A 23,234-nucleotide genomic window follows, 5' to 3' on the forward strand; every position below is an offset into this window, starting at 1 on the left:
GTCCGGAGAGCTCCGAGGGCGACCACGAGGTGCGCCTCCGTTTCCGCCGGCCCGCACAACACGAACGGGCCGGGACCCCGCGGGGTCCCGGCCCGTTCGTACACTCAGGTCACCTCAGACGTTGAAGCCCAGCATCCGCAGCTGGTCCCGCCCGTCGTCGGTGATCTTGTCCGGACCCCACGGCGGCATCCAGACCCAGTTGATCTTGACCTCGCGCTCGAACTCGTCGAGCGCACCGTTGGCCTGGTCCTCGATGACGTCGGTCAACGGGCAGGCCGCACTGGTCAGTGTCATGTCCAGGGTGATGGCCGAGTCGTCGGCGTTGACCCCGTAGAGCAGACCCAGGTCGACGATGTTGATCCCCAGCTCGGGGTCGATCACGTCCTTGAGCGCCTCAGCGACCTCTTCGGCCAGCTGCTCCTGCTCGGGGGAGGCCACCGCCTCGGGGGCCTGGGTGGTTGTCGTCTCGTTCTCGCTCATCAGACGCCTTCCTTGTCCAAAGACTTCGACACCGCGTCCTTCCAGGCCATCCAGCCCAGGAGCGCGCACTTGATCCGAGCGGGATACTGCGACACCCCGGCGAACGCCACAGCATCGTCCAGGGCGTCCTCGTCGGGCTCGCCCTTGCCCTTGGACTGCATCAGCTCGGTGAACGCGTCCAGGGTCCGCATCCCGTCGGCGACGGTCCGGCCGATCAGCAGATCGGTCAGGACCGAGGTGCTCGCCTGGCTGATGGAGCACCCCATGCTGTCGTAGGAGACATCGGCGATGGTGGCCTTCTCATCGAGTTCACCGCCGTCCCCGGGGGTCAACGTGACCCGGAGCGTCACCTCGTCCCCGCACGTCGGGTTGATGTGGTGCGCCTCGCCGTCGTACGGATCCCGCAGCCCTTTGTTGTGCGGGTTCCGGTAGTGGTCCAGGATGATCTCCTGGTACATCGCGTCCAACTGCATGGTCAGGCTGAATCCTTGTCCTTGGGCCGGGTCCCGAAGAACCTCTGGGCGTCCCGGATGGCCTCGGCGAGCGCGTCCACGTCCTCCACGGAGTTGTAGAGGTAGAACGACGCACGCGTGGTTGCGACGATACCCAGCTTGCGGTGCATCGGCCAGGCGCAGTGGTGCCCGACCCGGACCTCCACGCCCCGGTCGTCCAGGACCTGGCCCAGGTCGTGGGGGTGGATGTCGTCCACGACGAACGACACCGCTCCCCCGCGGTCCACGGTCTCGGTGGGGCCGACGATCCGCACGCCCTCGACGGCACCGACCACATCGAGCGCATACTCGGTGAGCCGGTGTTCGTGGGCGGCGACCCGGTCCATGCCGATCCCGCTCAGGTAGTCGCAGGCCGCGGCCAACCCGACTGCCTGGGGCGCCATGGGCACCCCCGCTTCGAAGCGCTGCGGGGGCTCGGCCCAGGTGGAATGGTCCATGTGGACCACACCGATCATGGACCCGCCGGTGATGAAGGGCGGCATGGCCTCCAACAGCTCACGGCGCGACCAGAGCACACCGATGCCGTTGGGACCGAGCATCTTGTGCCCGGAGAAGGCCAGGAAGTCCACGTCCAGCTCGCCCACGTCCACGGGCATGTGCGGCACGGACTGGCAGGCGTCCAGCACCACCAGGGCACCGACCTCGCGGGCCCGGGCGGTGATGGTCTCCACCGGGTTGACCGTGCCCAGCACGTTGGACTGGTGGGCGAAGGCCACCACACGGGTGCGCTCGTTGACGAGTTCACCGATGTCGGACAGGTCCAGGCGACCCTCCTCGGTCACCGGGAACCACCGCAGCGTCGCCCCGGTGCGCTGACACAACTGCTGCCAGGGCACCAGGTTGGCGTGGTGCTCCATCTCGGTGACGACGATCTCGTCGCCCGGACCGACCTGGAAGCGGCTCAGCGCCGGCTCGGCGGTGGCCGCGTTGCTCATCGCGTAGGCCACCAGGTTGATGGCCTCGGTGGCGTTCTTGGTGAAGACCACTTCACCGCTGCTCGCGCCGATGAAGGACGCGATGGTCTCACGGGCCGCCTCGTAGGCGTCGGTCGCCTCCTCCGCGAGCTGGTGCGCGCCTCGGTGCACCGCCGCGTTGTGGCGTTCGTAGAACTCCCGTTCGGCGTCCAGTACCTGTCGAGGCTTCTGCGAGGTCGCCCCGGAATCGAGGTAGACCAGGCGGCGTCCGTCGCGGACGGTCCGGGACAGGATCGGAAAATCCTTCCGGACCGCCTCGACGTCGAGCCGCTCCAGCTCGCGCGTGCTCATGGGTTATGCGACCGCCTTCACGAAACGCTCGTAACCCTCGGACTCGAGGGTGTCGGCCAGGTCGGGGCCGCCGGACTCGGCGATGCGCCCGTTCGCGAAGACGTGCACGTAGTCCGGCTTCACGTGGTTGAGGATGCGGGTGTAGTGCGTGATGAGCATGGTGCCCATCTCGTGGGTCTCCTTGGCGCGGTTGATGCCCTCGGAGACGATCTTGAGCGCGTCCACGTCCAGACCGGAGTCGGTCTCGTCCAGGATGGCCATCTTCGGCTTGAGCAGCTCGAGCTGAAGGATCTCGTGGCGCTTCTTCTCACCGCCGGAGAAACCCTCGTTGACCCCGCGGGCCGCGAAGCCCGAGTCGATCGAGAGGTTCTTCATGGCGCCCTGCAGCTCCTTGGAGAACTGGCGGAGCTTGGGGGCCTCGCCGCGCACCGCGGTGACCGAACTGCGCAGGAAGTTGGACATGGACACGCCCGGGACCTCGACCGGGTACTGCATGGCCAGGAACATACCGGCACGGGCACGCTCGTCCACGCTCATGTCGAGGATGTTCTCACCATCGATGAGGACCTCGCCCTCGGTGATCTCGTAGCGCGGGTGCCCGGCGATGGCGTAGGCCAGCGTGGACTTGCCCGAGCCGTTGGGGCCCATGATGGCGTGGATCTCGTTGGAGTTGACGGTCAGGTCAACACCCTTGATGATCTCCTGGCGCTCGTCCTCACCGATGAGGACGTCGGCGCGCAGGCCGCGGATTTCGAACTTCGTCATGTCAAGCCTCAGGAATTCTCTCGGTCGAGGGAGACGAGCACGTCGTCGCCGTCGAGCTTCACGTCGTAGGTGGGGACCGGCTTGGTCGCGGGCGGGTTCAACGGAGCACCGGAGCGCAGGTCGAAGCACGACCCGTGCAGCCAGCACTCGATGGTGCCGTCCTCGACCTCGCCCTCGGAGAGGGCGACCTCGGCGTGGGAGCACACGTCCCTAACCGCGAACACCTCGCCCTCGCTGCGAACCAGGGCGATCGGGGTCTCGTCGTCGGTCTCGATCCCCAGAACCCCCTCATCGGGGATCTCGTCGAGCTCGGCGACCTTGACCCAGTGCGCGGACTCACTCATGGGCGGCCAGCTTCTGCTCGACCTTCTCCATGATCTCCTCGCGCAGGTCCTCGATCGGGATGCGGTTGATGAGCTCCAGGAAGTAGCCGCGGATGACCAGACGACGGGCCTCCTCCTCAGGGATCCCGCGCGAACGCAGGTAGAAGAGGTGGATCTCGTCCAGACGCCCGGTCGCAGAGGCGTGCCCGGCACCCTCGACCTCACCGGTGAAGATCTCCAGGTTCGGCACCGAGTCCACACGGGTGTCGTCGGTGAGCTGGAGGTTGCGGTTGATCTCGTAGGAGTCGGTGCCGGTGGTGCCCTCACCGATGATCACGTCACCGATCCACACGGCGTGGGCGTCCTTGCCGCTGAGCGCGCCCTTGTACTCCACGCGCGAGCGGGTGTTGGACACGTTGTGGTCGATGAGCGAACGGTGCTCGTGGTGCTGGCCGTCACCGCTGAAGTACAGGCCGTAGAGCTCGGCGTTGGCGCCGCGGTCCTTGTAGGCCACCTTCGGGGAGAGCCGCACCAGGTCGCCGCCGAGCGTGATCACGATCGACTTGAACGTGCCGTCCTTCTCGACCTGGGCGCTGTGCTGGGTGACATCGACGGCGTCGCTGTCCCAGTCCTGCACACTGACCAGGGTCAGGCGGGCGCCCTCCCCGACGTGCAGGTCGAGGTTGCCGGCGCGCACACCGGTACCGGTCTGCTTGAGGACCACGATGGCCTCGGCCATCGGCTCGAGCTCGATGAGGTACTGGTCGAAACGCGTACCGCCCTGGGCCTGGCGCTCGATCGTGACCGGACGCTCCAGGGCGGTGCCCTTGGCGACGGTCAGGACCGTGGCCTCCTCGAAGGCGCTGTGGGCCTGGGCGGTCACCCGGTCGGCGGGCAGACCTGCGGTGCGCAGGCGCGCGTCGTCACGGCCGACCTTCTCGACGGTCACGCCCTCGGGGGCGTCCACCTCGAGCTTGTCGACACCATCGGCCTCGCCCTTGAAGTCGTGCAGGCCCTTCAGGCGGCGCAGCGGAGTGAAGCGCCACTCCTCCTCGCGGCCGTTGGGCACGGGGAAGTCGTTCACGTCGAAGGACCCGTGGGTCGCAAGCTTGGAGAACGGGATCTCCCCGAGGCCGTGGCTATGGGCCTTGGGTTCGGTGCTCGGGCTGGTCAACTTAACCAACCGCTCCTTCCATCTGAAGCTCGATCAGTCGGTTCAGTTCCAGCGCGTACTCCATGGGAAGCTCACGCGCGATGGGCTCGACGAACCCGCGCACGATCATGCCCATGGCCTCTTCCTCTTCCATACCCCGGCTCATCAGGTAGAAGAGCTGGTCCTCGCTGACCTTGGAGACGGTCGCCTCGTGCGCGAGCTCGGCGTCGTCCTCGCGCAGGTCGTTGTAGGGGTATGTGTCCGAGCGGCTGATCGTGTCGATCAGCAACGCGTCGCACTCGACCGAGGACTTGGCGGTGCTGGCACCCTCCTGCACCTGGATCAGACCCCGGTAGGAGGAGCGGCCACCGCCGCGTGCCACCGACTTGGAGACGACCTTGGAGGAGGTGTTGGGCGCGCAGTGCACCATCTTGGACCCGGTGTCCTGGTGCTGGCCCTCACTGGCGAAGGCGATCGACAGGGTCTCGCCCTTGGCGTGCTCACCCATGAGGTAGACGGCCGGGTACTTCATCGTCACCTGGGAACCGATGTTGCCGTCGATCCACTCCATGGTCGCGCCCTCTTCGGCGATGGCGCGCTTGGTGACCAGGTTGAAGACGTTGTTCGACCAGTTCTGGATGGTCGTGTAACGGCAACGGGCGTTCTTCTTGACGATGATCTCGACGACGGCCGAGTGCAGCGAGTCCGACTTGTAGATCGGCGCGGTGCAGCCCTCGACGTAGTGGACGTAGGCGCCCTCGTCGACGATGATCAGGGTCCGCTCGAACTGGCCCATGTTCTCGGTGTTGATCCGGAAGTAGGCCTGCAGCGGGATCTCCACGTGCACGTTCTTGGGCACGTAGATGAAGGACCCGCCGCTCCACACGGAGGTGTTGAGCGCGGAGAACTTGTTGTCACCGGGCGGGATGACGGAGCCGAAGTACTCCTCGAAGATCTCCGGGTGCTCCTTGAGCGCGGTGTCGGTGTCCAGGAAGAGGACGCCCTGCTCCTCCAGGTCCTCACGGATCTGGTGGTAGACGACCTCGGACTCGTACTGCGCGGCGACACCGGCGACCAGGCGCTGCTTCTCCGCCTCGGGGATCCCCAGCTTGTCGTAGGTGTTCTTGATGTCCTCGGGCAGGTCCTCCCAGGAGGTGGCCTGCTGCTCCGTGGACCGCACGAAGTACTTGATGTTGTCGAAGTCGATGTTGGACAGGTCCGCACCCCACTGGGGCATCGGCTTCTTGTCGAAGAGCTTGAGCGACTTGAGGCGGAGCTTGGTCATCCACTCCGGCTCGTCCTTCTTGGCGGAGATGTCGCGAACGACCTCTTCGTTGATGCCACGGCGGGCCGAGGCCCCGGCGTCATCGGAGTCGGACCAGCCGTACTCGTAATTTCCAAGCCCTTCGAGCTCGGGGTGCGCGATAGACGTCATGCGCGGACTCCTCCTGGACTCAGACGTCCTCGTGGGACGATCCTCCGTCCGCCGGACGGCGGACGCTGTCGGTCGCGGGGCTGTGGTCCTCCCCGCTCACGGCGTCATCCCGAGGGGTGACGTGTGTGGTGCACACACCGTCGCCGTGGGCGATGGTGGCCAACCTGCGCACCGGTGTGCCCAACAGCCGCGAGAAGGCCTCGATCTCGGCCTCGCAGAGCTGCGGGAACTCCGCGGCCACATGCGCGACGGGGCAATGGTGTTGGCAGAGCTGATCGCCGCCTCCGGGTGCGGGCGCCCGGCCCGCTGTGGCGGCGTAGCCGTCGTTGGACAGCGCCTGGGCCAGCAGGTGGACCCGGTCCTCGGGCGGGACCGAGTTCAGCAGGGGCTCATAGCGCTGTTCCAGATCGGCGACCTGACTGCGGGCGAACTCGCCCACCGCCTCGGGACCGGCGGTCTGCGCCAGAAAACGCAGCGCACCGGAGGCGAGGTCGTCATAGGCGTGGACGAAGGCGTCGCGGCCGGCCTCGGTGATGGCGAACACACGCGCAGGCCTTCCCCTGCGGCGGCGTCCGCCATGGGGCCGGGCGTCGCGTCCCTCGACCATGCCCTCGCCGGTCAGGTTGTCGAGGTGGCGGCGGATGGCCGCCGGCGTGAGCCCGAGCCGCTCGCCGAGGTCGGCGGCGGTGGTCGGACCCTTCTCCAGAATGAGCCGGGCCACTCGCGCGCGCGTACCGTGCTCGGCCCCGCGCTCGGGCCCGCTCGGGGGACGGGACATGCTGGATGCGTCCGGCATACGGCTCCCCCTTCGGTCCTACGGCTCTTCGGAGCGTCCAAATTGATTAGACAACATCAGTGTGGCCTAAATCGACCCGGCTAGGCAAACGTGCCTCCATGCCTTTTGTCACGTAGGCCAGCCTTGCCTAAGTGGGATTTTCCCGGGATCGGCCCACCGAAAGACAGAAGAGCGAACGGCCCCCGAACATTCCCGGCGACCACGAACTGAGACGCATGTCCACCATGCGAACGCCTGAACCTGCTGCCGGACCCCTCCGGCGTGCCTTCGGCCCCGGGGCGGTGAGAGCCCACCGCCGGGCGCACGTAGACTCTGGCCCCATGGAAACAGCCGCGGTCGAGGTCGTCGACCTGGTCAAGCGCTACGGCGCCAGAACCGCAGTCACCGGCCTCACGTTCACCGCGCGGCGGGGGGCGGTGACGGCACTGCTGGGCCCCAACGGCGCGGGCAAGACCAGCACCATCGAGATCTGCGAGGGCTTCCGCCACTCCGACGGCGGACGCGTGCGCGTCCTGGGCCTGGATCCCCGCTCCGACGCCACCGCCCTCAAACCCCGCGTGGGCGTGATGCCCCAATCAGGGGGCGTGCCCACCGGCGCCCGAGCCGGCGAGTGGCTGCGCCTGATGGCCTCCTTCCACGCCCGCCCCATCGACCCCGACCTGCTCCTGACCCGCCTGGGCCTGACCTCGGCGGCGGGCACCCCCTTCCGGCGCCTCTCCGGCGGACAGCAGCAACGCCTTTCCCTGGCCTGCGCCGTCATCGGCCGCCCCGAATTGGTCTTCCTCGACGAACCCACCGCAGGTCTGGACCCCCAGGCCCGCATGGCCACCTGGGACCTGGTCGCCACACTGCGCGAGGCCGGGGTCTCCGTCATCCTCTCCACCCACCACATGGAGGAGGCCGAACGGCTCTCCGACCACGTGGTCATCATCGACCGCGGCGCCGTCGTCTCCGAGGGCACCCCCGAAACCCTCACCGGCAGCCACCGCGAGGTCTGCTTCTCCACCCCCCTGCCCCTCGATACCGGTGCCCTGCGCTCGGCCCTGCCCCCCGGCACCACCGTGACCAGCACCCACAACGGCGACCACCACGACCACGTGATCCGCCCCCAGAACCCCGACGGCGCCGGACCGGAGTTCCTGGCCACCGTCGCCGCCTGGTGCGCCTCCTCCGGCGTCCTGACCGAGGACCTGCGCGTCCGGCGCCGTACCCTCGAAGACGTCTTCCTCGAACTCACCGGCCGGGAACTGCGGGACTCATGACCGAGCACACCTCCACCACCACCTCCTCCGCCGGCAGCGGCGCGCCCGGCACCGACGACACCGCGCTGTTCCGCCCCGACCCAGAGGCGGCGCCCCTGTGGCGCATGGTGCTCGCGCAGGCCGGCATGGAACTGCGCATCATGCTGCGCCACGGCGAGCAACTCCTGCTGACCATGGTCATCCCCGTACTGCTCCTGGTCGGCTTCACCGTCACACCCGTCCTGGACATGGGCGAGGGCGCGCGCGTGGACGTACTCACCCCCGGTGTGCTGGCGCTGGCCGTGATGTCGACCGCCTTCACCGGCCTGGCCATCGGAACCGGGTTCGAACGCCGCTACGGGGTACTCAAACGTCTGGGAGCCACCCCGCTGTCCCGGTTCGGCCTCCTGGCCGCCAAGACCCTGGCGGTACTGGCGATCCAGGCGATCCAGGCCGTGGTCCTGTGCACGGTGGCGCTGGCCCTGGGATGGTCACCCGTGCTCACCCCCGCAACCGTCGCGGGAGCACTGGCGCTGGTTCTGCCGGCCACGGCCGCGTTCAGTTCGCTGGCCCTGCTCATGGCCGGGACCCTGCGCGCCGAGGCCACCCTGGCCGGCGCCAACCTGGTCTACGTGCTCCTGCTGGGCCTGGGCGGGGTGCTGTTCCCGACCAGCACCTTCCCCGGACCGATGGAGCAGGCGGTCGCGGCCCTGCCGATCACCGCGCTCAGCTCCGGGCTGCGCAGCACCCTGGTGGAGGGCTCACTGCCCTCACTGGGGGCGTTCGCGGTCCTGGCGGTGTGGGCGGCCGTGTGCGCTCTGCTCGCCGCGCGCCTCTTCCGCTGGGAATGAGCACGGTCCTGAGCAGAAGCCGGGTCAGTCCTGCTGAGGGAGGCGGCGGCCGTCCTCGCTGCCACCACCGTTGCCGTCGTTGCCGCCTCCGTCGTCCCCGTCCCCTCCGGGCCCCTGCTCCGGGGGCCGGTCCAGCGGCAACAGGCGCCACTGCTGGTGCGGCTGACCGGCATCGGCGGCTTCCACCACCCGGGAACTGTTCTCCGGATCCCCGTCCCGGGCCCCCAGAGCGTTCCGGGTCTCCCTGTTGACGAGGCGGACCGAACCGTCCTGCATCTCCACCACGATCCAGTGCTGGGCGGGCCCGCCGTCGCGTTCCTGGAGCACCGCACCCGGATCGTCGGGGTCCTCGGCGATCGCCACGAGCTTGCCGCTCTGCACACCCTCGATCTCCACGTGGGTGTCGTCGACCACGTGGAAACGCCACTGTTGGTTGCCCTCGTCGTGGCGGTCCCACAGGTTGATGGGCGCGCCACCATCGGTCGAACCGCCGTCCACGTCCATGACCCGGTCGCCGTGGACGTTCTGCAGCACGTGCGTGGCGCCGGGTTCCACACCCTCCGGCAGCGGATCGGGGTCCGGCTCCGGTTCGGCCTCGCCGGTGTCCTCCTCCGGGCCGCCGGGGGGATCTGCGAGGAGGCCGGAGGAGACCTCCAGGTCCTCCTCCTCGACCGCCTCCAGCTCCTTGACGGCCGCCCCTGCCGTGTAACCGCCCACGGTCACACCCAGCAACAGCGCCAACGCACCTGCCATCATGGGCCAGCGCAGGGCACGGCGCTCCTCGGGTTCGTCGCGGGCACGGGATCGAGACGAGGACATCGGTGGTGACTCCAGCGGGGGACACGGACGGGCTCGGACGCGCCGAGACCATCTCACCTTAAGTGCGGCCGGTGGCGGCTCTGCCCGATCTGTCCGTACCGTGGGACCTCGGTAGTGTCGGACCCCATGGAAGCCCTCGCAGTCCCCTGGTTCGTCCTGGTCCGTTCTCTGGGACCACCCCTGTTCCTGCTCGTGGTCGGCGGCGCCCTGCTGCTGTGGCGGCCCCCGCGCCGCCGGGGTCTGGCGTGGACGGCCCTGAGCACCAACCTGCTGGCCGCGGCGCTGCCGTTCCTGTGGATCGCAGTGCAGCGGGCCACCGACACGGGTGACCTGACAGTGATCGGCCTGGTCATGACATTCCTGCAACCGGGGCTGGTGGTGCTGGCCTGGCTCGTACTGCTGTGGGCACTGGTGGATCCGCGTTCGCGAGAACAGCGCGCTCCGGGAGCTGCCCCGGGCCGGCAGGAGGACCGGGTCGCCGAAAACATAGGATGACCCACCATGCGCACCTCCTCCGGCACACCTCTGACGCTGCGCTCTGCGACCGAAGCCGTCCCGCCGACCTGGTTGGTCCTGATCGGGATCGTCTCCGTACAGACCGGCGCCGGGGTGGCCAAGGGCCTGTTCGAACAGCTGCCGCCCACCGCGGTGGTATGGCTGCGCCTGCTCACCTCGGCGGTACTGCTGACCGTCCTGGTGCGGCCGGCCCTGCGGGCGCGTACCCGCCGGGACTGGGCCGTGGTGATCGGCTACGGCACAGCGCTGGCCCTGATGAACTTCTTCATCTACCAGGCCTTCGCCCGCATCCCCCTGGGCATCGCGGTCACCGTCGAGTACCTGGGCCCGCTCATGATCGCGGTGCTGGGCTCACGGCGCCGGGTGGACCTGTTGTGGGCCGGGTTGGCCGGCCTCGGGGTGGGCGCCCTGGGGCTGGAACGCGCCGACCTGGATCCGGTGGGTGTGCTCTTCGCGGTACTGGCCGCAGCGGCGTGGGCCGGTTACATCCTGCTCAGCGCCGCCACCGGCCGACGCTTCAGCGGTACCTCCGGGCTGGCCATCGGCAGCGTCGTCGGTGTGGTGCTCCTGGCACCGCCCGGGATCGCCGAGGGCGGCGCGGCTCTGTTGGACTGGCGCCTGGTGCTCTTCGGCCTGGCCGTGGGCGTGCTGTCCTCGGTCGTGCCCTACACCCTCGAACTGACCGCCCTGCGCCGCATGCCCCCGCGCGTGTTCGGTGTGCTCATGAGCCTGCAGCCGGCCGCGGCCGCGCTCGTGGGGCTGCTGCTGCTCGGCGAGATGCTGACCGTGTGGCAGTGGGTCGCGGTGGGGTGTGTGATCGTGGCCAGCGCCGGATCGACCCGTACCTCCGGGCGCGACGGTGACAGGGACACGAGAGGGGCGGAGGAAACACCGCGCCCGGGCGAGGACGAGAGCCCGCCCCGCTCGACATAACAGTACGTGATCACCCAAACCTGCAACCCCCTTGCCAAGCGTTTGCTCACGCGGGGTTTCAATTTGTGAGCGAACGGTTATCTGCCCTGGTGGGCACCGAGCCCGAAACGCTGTATCCACCCACGGAGAGGGAAGACATGCACAAGGTTGCCAAGATCGCCATCACCGGTCTGTTCGCTGCCGGCCTCGTGGGGGCCGGCGTCGGAACCGCCGCCGCGGGCACCGGCGGGAACGAGTGGGACACCGATGTGGTGCACTCCTGCGTCCAGGAGCAGCAGACCCTCGGTCTGATCAATCTCGACCTGGACCTGCTCAACCAGTGCATCAGCAACGCTGACGCCTAAGAGCGGCCTCGAGGGGCGGCGGAACCGCGGTGGTTTCCGCCGCCCCTTCGCATGCGCCCCGCCGAGAGCGGTCGGCCTCCCCCGACACCGTTCCCAGGATCGTTACCCTCTGTGCACATCCGGCTGAAGACGGGGCATCAGGGCGCCCCGACCAGGAGGGCCCACCGTGCCGAAACCGCCCCGCCGAGAGCGAACCCCCACCCTGAGCGCACTGGGCCTGGCCGCACTCGCCGGCGGCGCCACCGTCCTCGGCGCGATGATCCTCTCCGGAACCGACCCGGACCTGCGGACCGCCGGGTCCCCGCCCTCCTCCCAGAGCTCGCCCGGCCGGGCCGAGAACCGTCCGAGCGAGGACGCCGACCCTTCCCAGGCCCCCGATGCCCCGGTCGGGTTGACCGTGGCCCCGGCCGAGTTCGTTCCCGCCGCCACACCCGGGCCCGGGCCGGAGAGCGGATACACCACCGTGCGCGGGCCGGATCCCGACGGCGAATACACCACCGTGCACGTGACCGTCGCCAACCGCACCGAGGCCGAACTCGACGTGAGCCCCTCGCACTTCGTCCTCAAGGGCGTCGGCGGCAGCCGGCACGAGTCCTCGGGCGCGGCCGGGGTCGCCCAGGACCAGATCAGCACCCTCACCCTGCTGCCCCGCCAGAGGACCTCCGGGACCGTCAGCGCCCCGGGCTCATTCACCCCCGACACCGTGGAACTGCTGGAGGAGCCCCGTGGCGAGCCTGTCCGGGAGGCCGCGGTCCGCCCCTGAGGAGCGTGGTCCGACGGTTCTCCCCCACCCGGGAAGATGCTGGTGAAGCGTGTTCTTTTACGATGTAGATCAAATACCCCCGCTCGCAGAAAGACCACGTCCTTGCAGGTGGCGACTGCGACGGGGCCGCGTCACACACGCATGCACTGTGTACTACAGTCTGTCGTATGCCTGATTCCCCGGCCGCCACGACAGCCCCGAACGCCCTGGCCCCCACCGCAGCGGAGATGGACGACATCGTCCTCCTCGGCCTGCCCCTGTGGGGTTGGCAGATCGCCCTGGCCGCGGCCGGGGTCCTCGCCCTGATCCTTCTCGCGCGCACGATCTGGACCCCCACCACACGGTCCCTGCGCGCGTGGGCCTTGGGCAACATCGTGGTCAACGCCGGGATCGCCGTCACCGGCGCCACCGTCCGTGTCACCGAATCCGGTTTGGGCTGCTCCGAGTGGCCCCGGTGCACCCCCGAGAGCTTCGTGCCGGTCGACACCGGCCACGCCGCGTTCAACGCCGCTGTGGAGTTCGGCAACCGCACACTGACCTTCCTGGTATTGGCGGTCGGTGTGATCACCCTCGTCGCGGTCCTGCGTTCGTTCCCGCACCGGCGCGACCTGAAGGTCCTGGCCGCGATCATCCCCGCGGGTGTGCTCGGCCAGGGCGTGGTCGGCGGGATCACCGTCTGGACCGACCTGCACCCGGCCTCGGTCTCTGCCCATTTCCTGCTGTCGATGGTGATGGCCTTCCTCACCGTCGCCCTGTACGTGCGCGTCCTCGAACCGCAGGGCAAGCCGCGCGTGACCGTGAACCCGCTGCTGCACGCGATCTCGGTCGGCCTGGTCGTGGTCGGATTCCTGCTGCTGATCGCCGGGACCGTGGTCACCGGCACCGGCCCGCACGGCGGCGACGCGCAGGCGCCCCGCTGGGACCTGAACCTGGAGATCATCACCCCCGTGCACTCGGTCCTGGCGTGGCTGACACTGGCGGGGGCCGTGATCGCCGCGATCCTGGCCTGCACCACCGGCGCCGCCCGCCCGGTGCGTGTGGCCTCACTCGCGCTGGTGGCCCTGGTGGTACTCCAAGGCGTGATCGGCTACATCCAGTACGCGCTGGCCCTGCCGGAGTACCTCGTCGTGCTGCACGTGCTCGGATCGGCCCTGACGTGGATCGCGATCGCGCGCCTGTACTTCTCCACCACCCGCCTGGAAGCGCCCGGGGCCCCGGTCACGGAGCGCTCCGGGGAGCATGACGGGGCACGTACTCCTGCGGAGGCTGCGGAGCCCGCGCCTGAGCGATGACCTGTGCGAAGTCGGCGCGGCGCATGAACCCGGAGTCCGTGGGGCTCTCCGCCCACCCCGGCGTGACCGGCCGGTGCATGCGGCCCAGGAAGGTGTCCCTGGACACGTGCATGAGCGCCAGGTAGGAATCGCGCCGCACCTTCCAATCGCCGCGGGGCCGCCCGGCGTCGATCTTCTGGTGCAGCAGGGCCAGCTCGGTCGCTGCGAGCTGGTACTCCTTCATCGCGGCGCGCCCCTTCGAGCCGGCGTTGCGTGAGGCCCACCCCCGGGCCTCGCGGCGCTGGGCCATGGAGCTGAGCATGGTGATGTCGGAGGAGGTGACCAGGCCGGTGGACACGTACGGGGGAAGGTAATGCCCGATCGCGGCGACCTGGGAGCGGCGGTCGCGCGCCGACAGCCCCACGATCCCGAGTGCGACCACGAACAGCACCGCGTAGGCCAGGCCCAGGCCGCTCCACCCGGTCTGGGCGGCTCCGTTCCACAGGCCGTGCAGTACCACCGCCGCGAACCAGCCGGCGATCGGCGCCAGGGCCCGCGCGCGTCCGATGTGCGTGGCCGCGTAGGCCACACCGATGCCGATCACGGCGGTGTAGACGGGATGGCCGAAGGGTGCGACGATCCCGCGCAGCACGAAGGTCGCGGCGAGGTTGCCCTCGAAGAAGGCCCCGAGAAAGTACAGGATGTTCTCGGTGAAGGCGAAGCCGGTGGCGACCATGCCGCCGTAGACCACACCGTCGGTGTAGGTGTCGATCTCGTGGCGGCGCCGCCAGAGCAGGATGAGCAGCACCAATCCCTTGGCGCTCTCCTCCACGACCGGTGCCACGACCGAGGTCGCCACCGCGCCCCCGGTCTCGGGTCCGAAGAGCGGCACCGCGACACTGCGCAGCCCCCAGGAGTTGAGCAGGAGGGAGGCCACCACGGCCACGCCCGCGCCCCAAGCGAAGGCGAAGAAGAGCACGGAACGGGGTTCGGGCTCGAGCCGGTCCAGCAGCAGGATGAGCGGGATCAGCGCACTGACCGGGACGACGGCGGCCAGGAGGCTGAGGACGAATCCGGTGGTCCCGTCGATGCCGGCGGCCGCTCCGCCCGCCATCGCGAGCATCCACAGGTACACGAACATTCCGGCCATACACACGACGCTGACGGTGGTTCCGAGCAGGAGGGTGGTCGAGCGCCGGGAGTTGCGTCCTTGCAGGATGGCTCTGGTGTCGAGGCGGGGCATGGCCCCCGATCGTAGTAGGAAGGCCCGCTCGGGGCGGCACCGACTCCGCTGCTCCACAGTGGCCCCGGCCACACCCGTGAATCCGGTCGCGTCCCGATCAGTGCAGGAGCGCTCCACCTGCACCGCTACGGCGCTTTCGTGGTGCACGCCGACGCTGCGCTCCAGCCTGCGGCCGCGCTCGCCCAGCACCCTTGGGCCCTCTCCCGGTGCCGCACGCACGCGGCCGCCCCGGCGGGTGCCGGCGACGGCCGCGTGTGAGGAGCGGTGGGGCTCAGGCCAGGGCGCCCGCGATGAGCGGGTCGACGGTCACGGCCACGAACAACAGCGCCAGGTAGGCGTTGGTCAGGTGGAAGAAGCCCATCGTCCTGAGTTTGGCACCGGTCACGCCCGTCCGGGAGCGGTTGTACATGCGGTGGGCCTGCACCAGCAGCAGCACGCCCAGGACCAGGGCGACGGCACCGTAGAAGACGGTGGTGCCGGCCACGGGCCAGAAGAGGAGGGAGACGGCCACGGTCGCCCAGCTGTAGAGCACGCACTCCAACAGCACCCTGCGGTCGGTGGCCACCACCGGCAGCATGGGCACGCTGGCCGCGGCGTAGTCCTCGCGGTAACGCATGGCCAGTGCCCAGGTGTGCGGCGGTGTCCAGAAGAACACCACGAGGAAGAGCACGAAGGGGGCCCAGGCGAGGCTGCCGGTCACGGCCGCCCAACCGATGAGCACGGGCATGCATCCGGCGATACCGCCCCACACGACGTTCTGGGCCGTGCGCCGCTTGAGCAGCATCGTGTAGACGAAGATGTAGAACAGGATCGCGAAGGCCGACAGCGCCGCCGCGAGCATGTTGACCCACAGGGCGAAGCCGGCCGTGGAGCCGATCGACAGCGCCAGGCCGTAGGCCAGGGCACCGCGCGGGGTGACCAACCGCATCGCACCGGGGCGCTTCCGGGTGCGGAGCATCTTCTGGTCCATGTCGCGATCGATGTAGCAGTTGATCGCGTTGGCGCTGGCCGCCGACATCGTCCCGAAGAGCAGGGTGGCCACAGCCGTCCACAACGGCGGCACTCCCCCGGCCGCGACGAACATCACCGGGATGGTGGTGATGAGCAGCAGCTCGATGACACGGGGTTTGGACAGGGCCACGTAGGCACGCACGTACTCGCCCAGGGAGGCCTTACGGGTGGCCTCGGGGCTCGTGCCGTCGGTGCCGGCGGGACCCGTGTGCTGGGTTCGGTCTGCGAGGGCCATCTACCGTGTCCTCACGGCCGGACGGCTACGCCGCAGTCGGGTTCCCACAGGGGGCACCGGCTCGGTTTCAGACACGCGGATACCTCGACAACTCTAGGATTCTCGACACTGCTCGCCACGCGGGGTCGAACGGCCGACACATTGCCCGGACCGGCGGAAACCCCGTCAACGACATACTGTAGTACTTCTTCTCGCGGGCCGAGGACCAGCCCCCCGTCAACCAAAGGCCCTGCTCCTGGCGGGCCGGGGTGTACAGCAGGGTCGCACACCCCCCAGACCGCCACCAGCGTGCCACGCGCCGCGCAGGACGGCCGCGGCCGGGGCTCAGCGGTCGGACAGGCCCCATTACCGGTTGGTAGACAGAGGTGTCGGGCCACGACACCACCGACCGCGGACGATAGGCTCATAGTTGGCCGAACCCGTCGTGGTTTCGCCGACCTCGGCGGCCGTCGTCCCCAACAGCGCCGTCCGGCAGGGCACCTGACCGGCACTCGGCGGCGCAGGCGCCCCACCCTCCTCGACGGCACTCCTCGCGTCACCCGCGGCCCGGAACGGGCCCGGACCCGACAACACGGCGACGGCCCCGACACGCACGCACACGACCCACCCCGCCCACCGGGCGAAGAGGTGCCCGAGAAGGAGACGACAGTCCGTGAACGCCCACACCCCGCAAGAACTGGATTGGTCGGAGCTCGACCTCCGCGCGGTCAACACCGTCCGCGCCCTGGCCATGGACGCGGTAGAGAAGTCGGGTAACGGACACCCCGGCACCGCCATGAGCCTCGCCCCGGCCGCCTACCTCCTCTTCCAGAAGATCATGCGCCACGACCCGGCGGCGCCCGACTGGGTCGGACGGGACCGCTTCGTGCTGTCGGTCGGCCACTCCAGCCTGACCCTGTACATCCAGCTCTACCTGGCCGGCTACGACGTGAGCCTGGACGACCTCAAGGGGCTGCGCCAGTGGGGCAGCCTCACCCCCGGGCATCCCGAGGTCGGCCACACCCCCGGTGTGGAGACCACCACCGGCCCGCTGGGCCAGGGCCTGGGCAACGCCGTGGGCATGGCCATGGCCGCCCGCCGCGAGCGCGGCCTGTTCAACCCCGAGGCCGGCCTCGGGGCCAGCCCCTTCGACCACCACGTCTTCGCCTTCTGCTCCGACGGCGACGTCCAGGAGGGCGTCAGCCACGAGGCCAGTGCCCTGGCCGGGACGCAGAACCTGGGCAACCTCATCATGGTCTGGGACGACAACCAGATCTCCATCGAAGACGACACCCGTATCGCCCACTCCGAGAACGTGCTCGAGCGCTACCGCGCCTACGGCTGGCACGTCGAGGAGGTCGACTGGACCGCCGCCGGTGACTACACCGAGGACATCGACGCCCTGTACCAGGCGATCCTGCGCGGCAAGGCCGACACCGAGCACCCCACCTTCATCCGTCTGCGCACGGTCATCGGGTGGCCGGCGCCGAACAAGCAGAACACCGGCGCGATCCACGGTGCGGCCATCGGTGCCGAGGAGGTCACCGCGACCAAGCAGCTCCTGGGCCTGACCGACGAACCCTTCCACGTGGAGGACGCGGTCATCGAGCACACTCGCAAGGCCCTGGCCCGCGGCCGTGAGGCCCACAGCGAGTGGGAGAAGGCCTTCCAGGCCTGGCGCCGAGGCGCGGGCGAGAACGGCGAGCTCTTCGATCGCCTGCAGTCGGGCAAGCTGCCCGAGGGCTGGACCGAGGCGCTGCCCGTCTTCGAGGCCGACGCCAAGGGCATGGCCACCCGCAAGGCCGGCGGTGAGGTCCTCAGCGCCCTGGCCCCCGTCCTGCCGGAGCTGTGGGGCGGTTCGGCCGACCTGGCCGGGTCCAACAACACCACGCCCAAGGGTGAGCCCTCCTTCCTTCCCTTCGACCGGGCCAGCAGCATGTTCCCGGGCAACCCGTACGGGCGAGTGCTGCACTTCGGTGTGCGCGAGCACGGCATGGGCTCGGTCCTCAACGGCATCGCCCTGCACGGGCCCACCCGGCCCTACGGCGGCACGTTCCTGGTCTTCAGCGACTACATGCGCCCGGCCGTGCGCCTGGCCGCGCTCATGCAGCTGCCGGTGACCTACGTGTGGACCCACGACTCCATCGGCCTGGGTGAGGACGGCCCCACCCACCAGCCGATCGAGCACCTGTGGGCGCTGCGTGCGATCCCGGGCCTGGACGTGGTCCGCCCGGCCGACGCCAACGAGACCGCGGTGGTCTGGCGCAAGGCCCTGGAGACCACCGACCGTCCGTCCGCGCTGGCACTGACCCGGCAGAACCTGCCGGTGCTGGACCGCGGCGAATACGCCCCGGCCGAGGAGGCCGTCAAGGGCGGTTACGTGCTCGCCGAGGCCTCCGGCGGCTCCCCCGAGGCGATCGTGATCGCCACCGGCAGCGAGGTCCCCATCGCGCTGGAGGCCCGCCAGGAGCTCGAGGAGGCCGGCACGCCCACCCGTGTGGTCTCGATGCCGTGCGTGGAGTGGTTCGAGGCCCAGGGCGAGGAGTACCGCGAGCAGGTCCTGCCCTCCTCGGTGCGCACCCGCGTCTCCATCGAGGCCGGTGTGGCCCTGGGCTGGCGCGAGTACGTCGGCGACGCCGGTGTTTCGGTGAGCTTGGAGCACTTCGGCGCCTCGGCCCCGTACCAGACCCTGTACGAGAAGTTCGGGATCACCTCCGAGGCGGTTGTCGCCGCCGTGCGTGACAGCGCCGCCAAGGCCGCACGCTGACCCGTACGGGCCCCCCCGNGAGAAACATGAGCAACGAGGCACTCGAGTCCCTGAGTGACGCAGGCGTGTCCGTGTGGTTGGACGACCTCAGCCGTGAGCGGCTGCGCTCGGGCAACCTGGCCGAACTGATGTCGGCCCACCACGTGGTCGGCGTGACTTCCAACCCGACCATCTTCGACAAGGCCCTCTCGGAGGGCGAGGCCTACGACGAGCAGGTCGCCGAGCTGGTCTCGCGCGGGGTCTCGGTGGACGAGGCCGTGCGTATGCTGACCGGCTACGACATCCGCTGGGCCGCCGACCTGATGCGGCCCACCTACGAGGCCACCGACCGTGTCGACGGCCGGGTCTCGCTGGAGGTCGACCCGCGCCTGGCGCGCGAGACCGAGCGCACCATCGCCGAGGCCAAGGCCCTGTGGTGGCTGGTGGACCGGCCGAACCTGATGATCAAGATCCCCGCCACGTCGGAGGGCCTGCCCGCGATCACGCAGGTGCTGGGCCAGGGCATCAGCGTGAACGTGACCCTGATCTTCTCCCTGGACCGTTACCGCCAGGTCATGGACGCCTTCATGGAGGGCATGGAGCTGGCCCGCGCCAACGGCCACGATCTGTCGCGTATCCAGTCGGTGGCTTCCTTCTTCGTCAGCCGTGTCGACGCCGAGGTCGACAAGCGCCTGAAGGAGATCGGCACCGACGAGGCCACCGCGCTCCTGGGCAAGGCCGCGATCGCCAACGCCCGCCTGGCGTACCAGGCCCACGAACAGGCCTTCGACACCGGGGAATGGCGTGCCCTGGCCGATCTGGGCGCGAAGCCGCAGCGTCCGCTGTGGGCCTCCACCGGGGTGAAGGCCCCCGAGTACGACGACACGCGTTACGTCACTCAGCTCGTGGCGCGCGAGACCGTCAACACCATGCCGCAGGCGACGCTGGACGCGGTCGCCGACCACGGCGACATCGAGGGCAACACGATTCTGGGCACCTACCAGGCGGCGCATGAGGACTTCGCCGCGCTCGAGGCCGCCGGGGTCAACCTCACCGAGGTGTTCGGGGTCCTGGAGGAGGAGGGCGTGCAGAAGTTCGTCGACTCCTGGGACAGCCTGCTCAAGGGTGTCTCGGCCAAGCTCCAGAGCCTGGCCTGAGCCCGTCGGGCCCTCTCCCGTACCCTTTCCCGTGCCCGTGTCCCGCGCCTCCGGGGCACGGGCACGGGCACGGGCCGGTCTGCCGTCCACCGGACACCCTCGACAGGAAGCGTGAGTCAGTTTGAAAGAGCCAGTGATGCCGGGAGCGGTTCCGAACCCGCTCCGAGGGGCCTTGGACCGCCGACTGCCGCGTATCGCCGGCCCCAGCGTGCTGGTGTTGTTCGGTGTCACGGGCGACCTGGCGCGCAAGAAGCTGCTGCCGGCCATCTACGACCTGGCCAACCGGGGTCTGCTGCCTCCCGGGTTCGGCCTGGTGGGGTTCGCCCGCCGGGACTGGGAGGACCAGGACTTCGCGCAGGTGGCCCACGATGCCGTGCGCCAGTACGCGCGTACCCCCTTCCGTGAGGACGTGTGGCGCCAGCTGAGCGAGGGCGTGCGGTTCGTGCAGGGCGACCTGGACGACGAGGAGGCCTTCGACGAACTGGCCTCGACCGTGCGTGAGCTCGACAGCGCGCGCGGTACCGGCGGCAACTACGCGTTCTACCTGTCGCTGCCGCCGAAGATGTTCCCGACCGTGGTCACCCAGCTCAAGCGTTCGGGTCTGGCCGAACCACAGGAGGGGGAGGGGCCGGGCGGCACCACGCCCTGGCGCCGGGTGGTCATCGAGAAGCCGTTCGGGCACGACCTGGCCAGCGCCCAGGCGCTCAACGAGGTCGTGGACGAGGTCTTCCCGCCCGCTTCGGTCTTTCGCATCGACCACTACCTGGGCAAGGAGACGGTCCAGAACATCCTGGCGCTGCGGTTCGCCAACACGCTGTTCGAGCCGTTGTGGGGCCGCAGCTACGTCGACCACGTGCAGATCACCATGGCCGAGGACATCGGCGTGGGCGGACGCGCGGGCTACTACGACGGCATCGGTGCGGCCCGCGACGTGATCCAGAACCACTTGCTGCAGTTGCTGGCGCTGGTGGCGATGGAGGAGCCGGTCTCCTACAGCGCGGACGCGATCCGGGCCGAGAAGGAGAAGGTGCTCTCGGCGGTCTCCCTGCCCGATGACCTGTCCACGGGGACCGCGCGCGGCCAGTACGAGGCCGGCTGGCAGGGCGGCTCGTACGTGAGCGGGTACTTGGAGGAGGAAGGCATCCCCTCGGACTCCATCACCGAGACCTACGCGGCGCTGAAGCTGGCGGTGGACACGCGCCGGTGGGCGGGGGTTCCGTTCTACCTGCGTACCGGAAAGCGGCTGGGGCGCAGGGTCACCGAGGTGGCGCTGGTCTTCCAGGCCGCACCCCAGCAGATGTTCCCGCGCTCGGACGTCAGTGAACTGGGGCAGAACGCCCTGGTGCTGCGTATCCAACCCGACGAGGGGGTGACGCTGCGTTTCGGGTCGAAGGTTCCCGGGGCCAGCATGGAGGTGCGCGACGTGAGCATGGACTTCACCTACGGACAGTCCTTCACCGAGGCCAGCCCCGAGGCCTACGAGCGGCTCATCCTGGACGTGCTCATCGGCGACCCGCCGCTGTTCCCTCGCCAGGAGGAGGTCGAGTTGTCGTGGCAGATCCTGGACCAGGTCGAGGAACACTGGGCCGGGTCGGGCCGGCCCGAACAGTACGGGGCGGGGACCTGGGGCCCGGAATCCGGGCAGGCCCTGATCGCCCGGGACGGCCGCCACTGGCGGCGCCCGTGACCAGCCACGACCATGCCCGGAGGGTGCCATGACGCTCTATCTGCCGCAGACCACCACCTCGCAGATCACCGACGCGCTCATGTCCGAGCGACTGAGCGTGGGCGGCGGTGCGATGAACATGGTGCTGACCCTGGTCATCGTCACCGACGAGGCCGACCACTACGACGCGGTGCGGGCCGCAACGGAGGCGGGGCGCGAACACCCCTCCCGGGTGATCGCACTGATCCGACGCGACCCGGCGGCCGAGCCGGCCATCGACGCGGAGATCCGCCGCCCGGGCACCTCCGGTCCGGGTGAGGCGGTGCTGCTCCGGTTGTACGGGCCGTTGGGTGAGCATCCCGATTCCGTGGTGACACCGCTGCTGGTGCCGGACGCGCCGGTGGTGGTGTGGTGGCCGGGCCCGGGACCGGTGGACCCGGGCGCCGACCGGGTGGGCCTGTTGGCCCAGCGTCGCATCACCGACGCGTTGCGTGCCGAGGAGCCGTTGCACGACCTGCGTGAACGGGTAGCTCACTACCGTCCGGGAGACACGGACCTGACCTGGACCAGGCTGACGCCGTGGCGCTCGCTGCTGGCGAGTGTGATGGACCAGCCCACCGGGTGGGTGACCTCGGCGAGTGTGACGGCCGAGTCGCATTACCCGAGCGCCGAACTGTTGGCGTCGTGGTTGTCCGAACGCCTGGCGGTCCCGGTGGAGCGCCGCGTATCGGACGGGCCCGGCCTGACCGAGGCGCGGTTGTCCACCGAGGAGGGGGACGTGGTGATCTCACGGACCGACGGCCGGACAGCGGTCCTGAAGCGGTTCGGACAGCCGGACCAGACGGTGGCTCTGGCCCGCCGCGGCGCGGCCCTGGCCCTGGCCGAGGAGCTGCGCCGACTGGACGCAGACGAGACCTACGCGAGCACGGCCCGGCACCTGGGGGACGTGACCGCTGGAGCGGAGCAGGCAAGTGAGTGAACCGGAAGTCGTCCGTCATCGCGATGGCGGGGAACTGGCCACGGCCGTCGCGGGCGAGCTGGCACGGAAGATCCAGAGCGCGGTGGCCGAGCGGGGCGTTGCGCACGTGGCGCTGACCGGCGGGGGCATCGGGATCAGGACCTTGGTCGAACTGCGAAATGCCGCCGAGCGCATCGGGCTGGACTGGTCGGCGGTGCACCTGTGGTGGGGCGACGAGCGTTTCCTGCCCGACAAGGACCGGGAACGCAACGAGACCCAGGCGTGCGAGGCGCTGATCGACCACATCGACATCCCCTCGCACCAAGTACACCCGATCCCCGCTTCCGACGGGGCCGACGGTGACTCGGTCGAACACGCGGCGACCCGGTACTCGCGGGAACTGGCGGTGGCCGCGCACGGGGCGGGCCCGGTGCCGTCCTTCGACGTCTGCCTGTTGGGTGTGGGCCCGGACGCGCACGTGGCGTCGTTGTTCCCCGGGTTGCCGCAGGTGCACGACGACGAGGCCGCGGTGGTGGGCGTGCACGAAGCCCCCAAGCCGCCGCCGCGCCGGGTGACGCTGACCCTGCCCTCGATCCGGTCCTCGCGCCGCGTGTGGTTGATCGCCTCCGGTGAGGGCAAGGCCGAGGCCGTGCGTCTGGGGCTGGCCGGCGGACCGGTGCAGGAGGCACCCGTGGCGGGTGCGCGCGGGCGCGAGAGCACGGTGTTCTGGTTGGACGAGGAGGCCGCTTCCCGGATCTAGGTGTGTGCGGGC

At 69.6% G+C, this 23,234-nt stretch carries 23 protein-coding genes; 12 read left to right on the top strand and 11 right to left on the bottom strand.

Annotated features, from left to right (window positions below; translation table 11 throughout):
• Positions 1-114: 114 nt before the first annotated feature.
• Genes D473_RS0118640 through D473_RS0118675 form a run of 8 tightly spaced genes read right to left on the bottom strand, consistent with a single transcriptional unit; the run spans position 115 to position 6,729 of the window.
• Positions 115-480, bottom strand: a complete 366-nt coding sequence (locus D473_RS0118640) for a metal-sulfur cluster assembly factor (protein ID WP_017610564.1) — start codon at positions 478-480, stop codon at positions 115-117.
• Positions 480-953, bottom strand: a complete 474-nt coding sequence (sufU, locus tag D473_RS0118645) for a Fe-S cluster assembly sulfur transfer protein SufU (protein ID WP_017610565.1) — start codon at positions 951-953, stop codon at positions 480-482. Before sufU ends, D473_RS0118640 begins: the two co-directional genes overlap by 1 nt.
• Positions 954-955: 2 nt before the next feature.
• Complete coding sequence (locus tag D473_RS0118650) at positions 956-2,257, bottom strand: cysteine desulfurase (RefSeq protein WP_017610566.1); 1,302 nt, start codon at positions 2,255-2,257, stop codon at positions 956-958.
• Between the two features lie 3 nt (positions 2,258-2,260).
• Positions 2,261-3,022 (bottom strand): Fe-S cluster assembly ATPase SufC, encoded by a 762-nt coding sequence (gene sufC / locus D473_RS0118655; RefSeq protein WP_017610567.1) that lies wholly within the window; start codon positions 3,020-3,022, stop codon positions 2,261-2,263.
• Between the two features lie 8 nt (positions 3,023-3,030).
• Positions 3,031-3,366 (bottom strand): non-heme iron oxygenase ferredoxin subunit, encoded by a 336-nt coding sequence (locus D473_RS0118660; RefSeq protein ID WP_017610568.1) that lies wholly within the window; start codon positions 3,364-3,366, stop codon positions 3,031-3,033.
• Positions 3,359-4,519 carry a Fe-S cluster assembly protein SufD gene (gene sufD, locus D473_RS0118665; RefSeq protein WP_017610569.1) on the bottom strand — a complete coding sequence of 387 codons (1,161 nt, stop codon included), beginning with the start codon at positions 4,517-4,519 and terminating at the stop codon, positions 3,359-3,361. The genes D473_RS0118660 and sufD overlap by 8 nt, the downstream gene beginning before the upstream one ends.
• Position 4,520: 1 nt before the next feature.
• Complete coding sequence (gene sufB / locus D473_RS0118670; RefSeq protein WP_017610570.1) at positions 4,521-5,933, bottom strand: Fe-S cluster assembly protein SufB; 1,413 nt, start codon at positions 5,931-5,933, stop codon at positions 4,521-4,523.
• A gap of 19 nt (positions 5,934-5,952) precedes the next feature.
• The gene (locus tag D473_RS0118675; protein ID WP_026127090.1) at positions 5,953-6,729 is read right to left on the bottom strand and encodes a helix-turn-helix transcriptional regulator; all 777 of its coding nucleotides are present in this window, start codon (positions 6,727-6,729) and stop codon (positions 5,953-5,955) included.
• 320 nt (positions 6,730-7,049) lie between these two features.
• Here D473_RS0118675 and D473_RS0118680 point away from each other — a divergent pair, with 320 nt between their 5' ends.
• Both D473_RS0118680 and D473_RS0118685 read left to right on the top strand, forming a co-directional pair.
• Positions 7,050-7,991: an ABC transporter ATP-binding protein gene (locus tag D473_RS0118680; protein WP_017610572.1), complete on the top strand. Its 942-nt coding sequence runs from the start codon at positions 7,050-7,052 to the stop codon at positions 7,989-7,991.
• Positions 7,988-8,821: an ABC transporter permease gene (locus tag D473_RS0118685; RefSeq protein ID WP_017610573.1), complete on the top strand. Its 834-nt coding sequence runs from the start codon at positions 7,988-7,990 to the stop codon at positions 8,819-8,821. The genes D473_RS0118680 and D473_RS0118685 overlap by 4 nt, the downstream gene beginning before the upstream one ends.
• 24 nt (positions 8,822-8,845) lie before the next feature.
• Here D473_RS0118685 and D473_RS0118690 read toward each other — a convergent pair whose 3' ends face one another.
• Positions 8,846-9,640, bottom strand: a complete 795-nt coding sequence (locus tag D473_RS0118690; RefSeq protein WP_033353613.1) for an RICIN domain-containing protein — start codon at positions 9,638-9,640, stop codon at positions 8,846-8,848.
• Positions 9,641-9,766: 126 nt separating this feature from the next.
• On the opposite strand from D473_RS0118690, the gene D473_RS0118695 reads away from it, so the two are divergent.
• From D473_RS0118695 to D473_RS0118715, 5 genes are all read left to right on the top strand, one after another.
• Positions 9,767-10,135, top strand: a complete 369-nt coding sequence (locus tag D473_RS0118695) for a hypothetical protein (RefSeq protein ID WP_017610575.1) — start codon at positions 9,767-9,769, stop codon at positions 10,133-10,135.
• Between the two features lie 6 nt (positions 10,136-10,141).
• Positions 10,142-11,089 carry an EamA family transporter gene (locus D473_RS25060; RefSeq protein ID WP_017610576.1) on the top strand — a complete coding sequence of 316 codons (948 nt, stop codon included), beginning with the start codon at positions 10,142-10,144 and terminating at the stop codon, positions 11,087-11,089.
• Positions 11,090-11,226: 137 nt separating this feature from the next.
• Positions 11,227-11,433 (top strand): hypothetical protein, encoded by a 207-nt coding sequence (locus tag D473_RS0118705; RefSeq protein ID WP_017610577.1) that lies wholly within the window; start codon positions 11,227-11,229, stop codon positions 11,431-11,433.
• A gap of 166 nt (positions 11,434-11,599) precedes the next feature.
• Positions 11,600-12,196 carry a DUF4352 domain-containing protein gene (locus D473_RS0118710; protein ID WP_017610578.1) on the top strand — a complete coding sequence of 199 codons (597 nt, stop codon included), beginning with the start codon at positions 11,600-11,602 and terminating at the stop codon, positions 12,194-12,196.
• 167 nt (positions 12,197-12,363) lie between these two features.
• Positions 12,364-13,488 carry a COX15/CtaA family protein gene (locus tag D473_RS0118715; RefSeq protein WP_026127091.1) on the top strand — a complete coding sequence of 375 codons (1,125 nt, stop codon included), beginning with the start codon at positions 12,364-12,366 and terminating at the stop codon, positions 13,486-13,488.
• Here the strand turns inward: D473_RS0118715 and D473_RS0118720 are convergent.
• Both D473_RS0118720 and D473_RS0118725 read right to left on the bottom strand, forming a co-directional pair.
• Entirely contained in the window at positions 13,415-14,710 is a 1,296-nt protein-coding gene (locus tag D473_RS0118720) for a PrsW family intramembrane metalloprotease (protein ID WP_017610580.1), read from the bottom strand. The two genes, D473_RS0118715 and D473_RS0118720, sit on opposite strands and share 74 nt — an antisense overlap.
• Positions 14,711-14,981: 271 nt before the next feature.
• Entirely contained in the window at positions 14,982-15,956 is a 975-nt protein-coding gene (locus D473_RS0118725; RefSeq protein WP_017610581.1) for a heme o synthase, read from the bottom strand.
• 652 nt (positions 15,957-16,608) lie between these two features.
• Here D473_RS0118725 and tkt point away from each other — a divergent pair.
• The 5 genes from tkt (at position 16,609) to pgl (ending at position 23,222) form a co-directional block, all read left to right on the top strand.
• Positions 16,609-18,702, top strand: a complete 2,094-nt coding sequence (gene tkt, locus D473_RS0118730; protein WP_017610582.1) for a transketolase — start codon at positions 16,609-16,611, stop codon at positions 18,700-18,702.
• Between the two features lie 26 nt (positions 18,703-18,728).
• Positions 18,729-19,838 carry a transaldolase gene (tal, locus tag D473_RS0118735; RefSeq protein ID WP_017610583.1) on the top strand — a complete coding sequence of 370 codons (1,110 nt, stop codon included), beginning with the start codon at positions 18,729-18,731 and terminating at the stop codon, positions 19,836-19,838.
• A 136-nt stretch (positions 19,839-19,974) separates the two neighbouring features.
• A complete protein-coding gene (gene zwf, locus D473_RS0118740) occupies positions 19,975-21,525 on the top strand; it encodes a glucose-6-phosphate dehydrogenase (RefSeq protein ID WP_026127092.1) in 1,551 nt (516 codons plus the stop codon).
• Between the two features lie 28 nt (positions 21,526-21,553).
• Positions 21,554-22,483 carry a glucose-6-phosphate dehydrogenase assembly protein OpcA gene (locus D473_RS0118745; protein ID WP_017610585.1) on the top strand — a complete coding sequence of 310 codons (930 nt, stop codon included), beginning with the start codon at positions 21,554-21,556 and terminating at the stop codon, positions 22,481-22,483.
• Positions 22,476-23,222 (top strand): 6-phosphogluconolactonase, encoded by a 747-nt coding sequence (pgl, locus tag D473_RS0118750; protein WP_017610586.1) that lies wholly within the window; start codon positions 22,476-22,478, stop codon positions 23,220-23,222. Before D473_RS0118745 ends, pgl begins: the two co-directional genes overlap by 8 nt.
• The last annotated feature ends 12 nt before the right edge of the window (positions 23,223-23,234 follow it).

Origin of the sequence: Nocardiopsis xinjiangensis YIM 90004 (genome assembly GCF_000341145.1) — a bacterium.
Classification (GTDB): Bacteria; Actinomycetota; Actinomycetes; order Streptosporangiales; family Streptosporangiaceae; genus Nocardiopsis; species Nocardiopsis xinjiangensis.

Bases quoted from the DNA above. Each gene is read 5' to 3' on its own strand.
- D473_RS0118705 (WP_017610577.1), top strand. From the start codon at position 11,227: ATGCACAAGGTTGCCAAGATCGCCATCACCGGTCTGTTCGCTGCCGGC.
- D473_RS0118695 (WP_017610575.1), top strand. From the start codon at position 9,767: ATGGAAGCCCTCGCAGTCCCCTGGTTCGTCCTGGTCCGTTCTCTGGGA.
- D473_RS0118640 (WP_017610564.1), bottom strand. From the start codon at position 480: ATGAGCGAGAACGAGACGACAACCACCCAGGCCCCCGAGGCGGTGGCC.
- D473_RS0118685 (WP_017610573.1), top strand. From the start codon at position 7,988: ATGACCGAGCACACCTCCACCACCACCTCCTCCGCCGGCAGCGGCGCG.
- D473_RS0118675 (WP_026127090.1), bottom strand. From the start codon at position 6,729: ATGCCGGACGCATCCAGCATGTCCCGTCCCCCGAGCGGGCCCGAGCGC.
- D473_RS0118660 (WP_017610568.1), bottom strand. From the start codon at position 3,366: ATGAGTGAGTCCGCGCACTGGGTCAAGGTCGCCGAGCTCGACGAGATC.
- sufC (WP_017610567.1), bottom strand. From the start codon at position 3,022: ATGACGAAGTTCGAAATCCGCGGCCTGCGCGCCGACGTCCTCATCGGT.
- D473_RS0118720 (WP_017610580.1), bottom strand. From the start codon at position 14,710: ATGCCCCGCCTCGACACCAGAGCCATCCTGCAAGGACGCAACTCCCGG.
- D473_RS25060 (WP_017610576.1), top strand. From the start codon at position 10,142: ATGCGCACCTCCTCCGGCACACCTCTGACGCTGCGCTCTGCGACCGAA.
- D473_RS0118650 (WP_017610566.1), bottom strand. From the start codon at position 2,257: ATGAGCACGCGCGAGCTGGAGCGGCTCGACGTCGAGGCGGTCCGGAAG.
- tal (WP_017610583.1), top strand. From the start codon at position 18,729: ATGAGCAACGAGGCACTCGAGTCCCTGAGTGACGCAGGCGTGTCCGTG.
- D473_RS0118690 (WP_033353613.1), bottom strand. From the start codon at position 9,640: ATGTCCTCGTCTCGATCCCGTGCCCGCGACGAACCCGAGGAGCGCCGT.
- zwf (WP_026127092.1), top strand. From the start codon at position 19,975: ATGCCGGGAGCGGTTCCGAACCCGCTCCGAGGGGCCTTGGACCGCCGA.
- D473_RS0118680 (WP_017610572.1), top strand. From the start codon at position 7,050: ATGGAAACAGCCGCGGTCGAGGTCGTCGACCTGGTCAAGCGCTACGGC.
- sufU (WP_017610565.1), bottom strand. From the start codon at position 953: ATGCAGTTGGACGCGATGTACCAGGAGATCATCCTGGACCACTACCGG.
- sufB (WP_017610570.1), bottom strand. From the start codon at position 5,933: ATGACGTCTATCGCGCACCCCGAGCTCGAAGGGCTTGGAAATTACGAG.
- D473_RS0118725 (WP_017610581.1), bottom strand. From the start codon at position 15,956: ATGGCCCTCGCAGACCGAACCCAGCACACGGGTCCCGCCGGCACCGAC.
- D473_RS0118715 (WP_026127091.1), top strand. From the start codon at position 12,364: ATGCCTGATTCCCCGGCCGCCACGACAGCCCCGAACGCCCTGGCCCCC.
- D473_RS0118745 (WP_017610585.1), top strand. From the start codon at position 21,554: ATGACGCTCTATCTGCCGCAGACCACCACCTCGCAGATCACCGACGCG.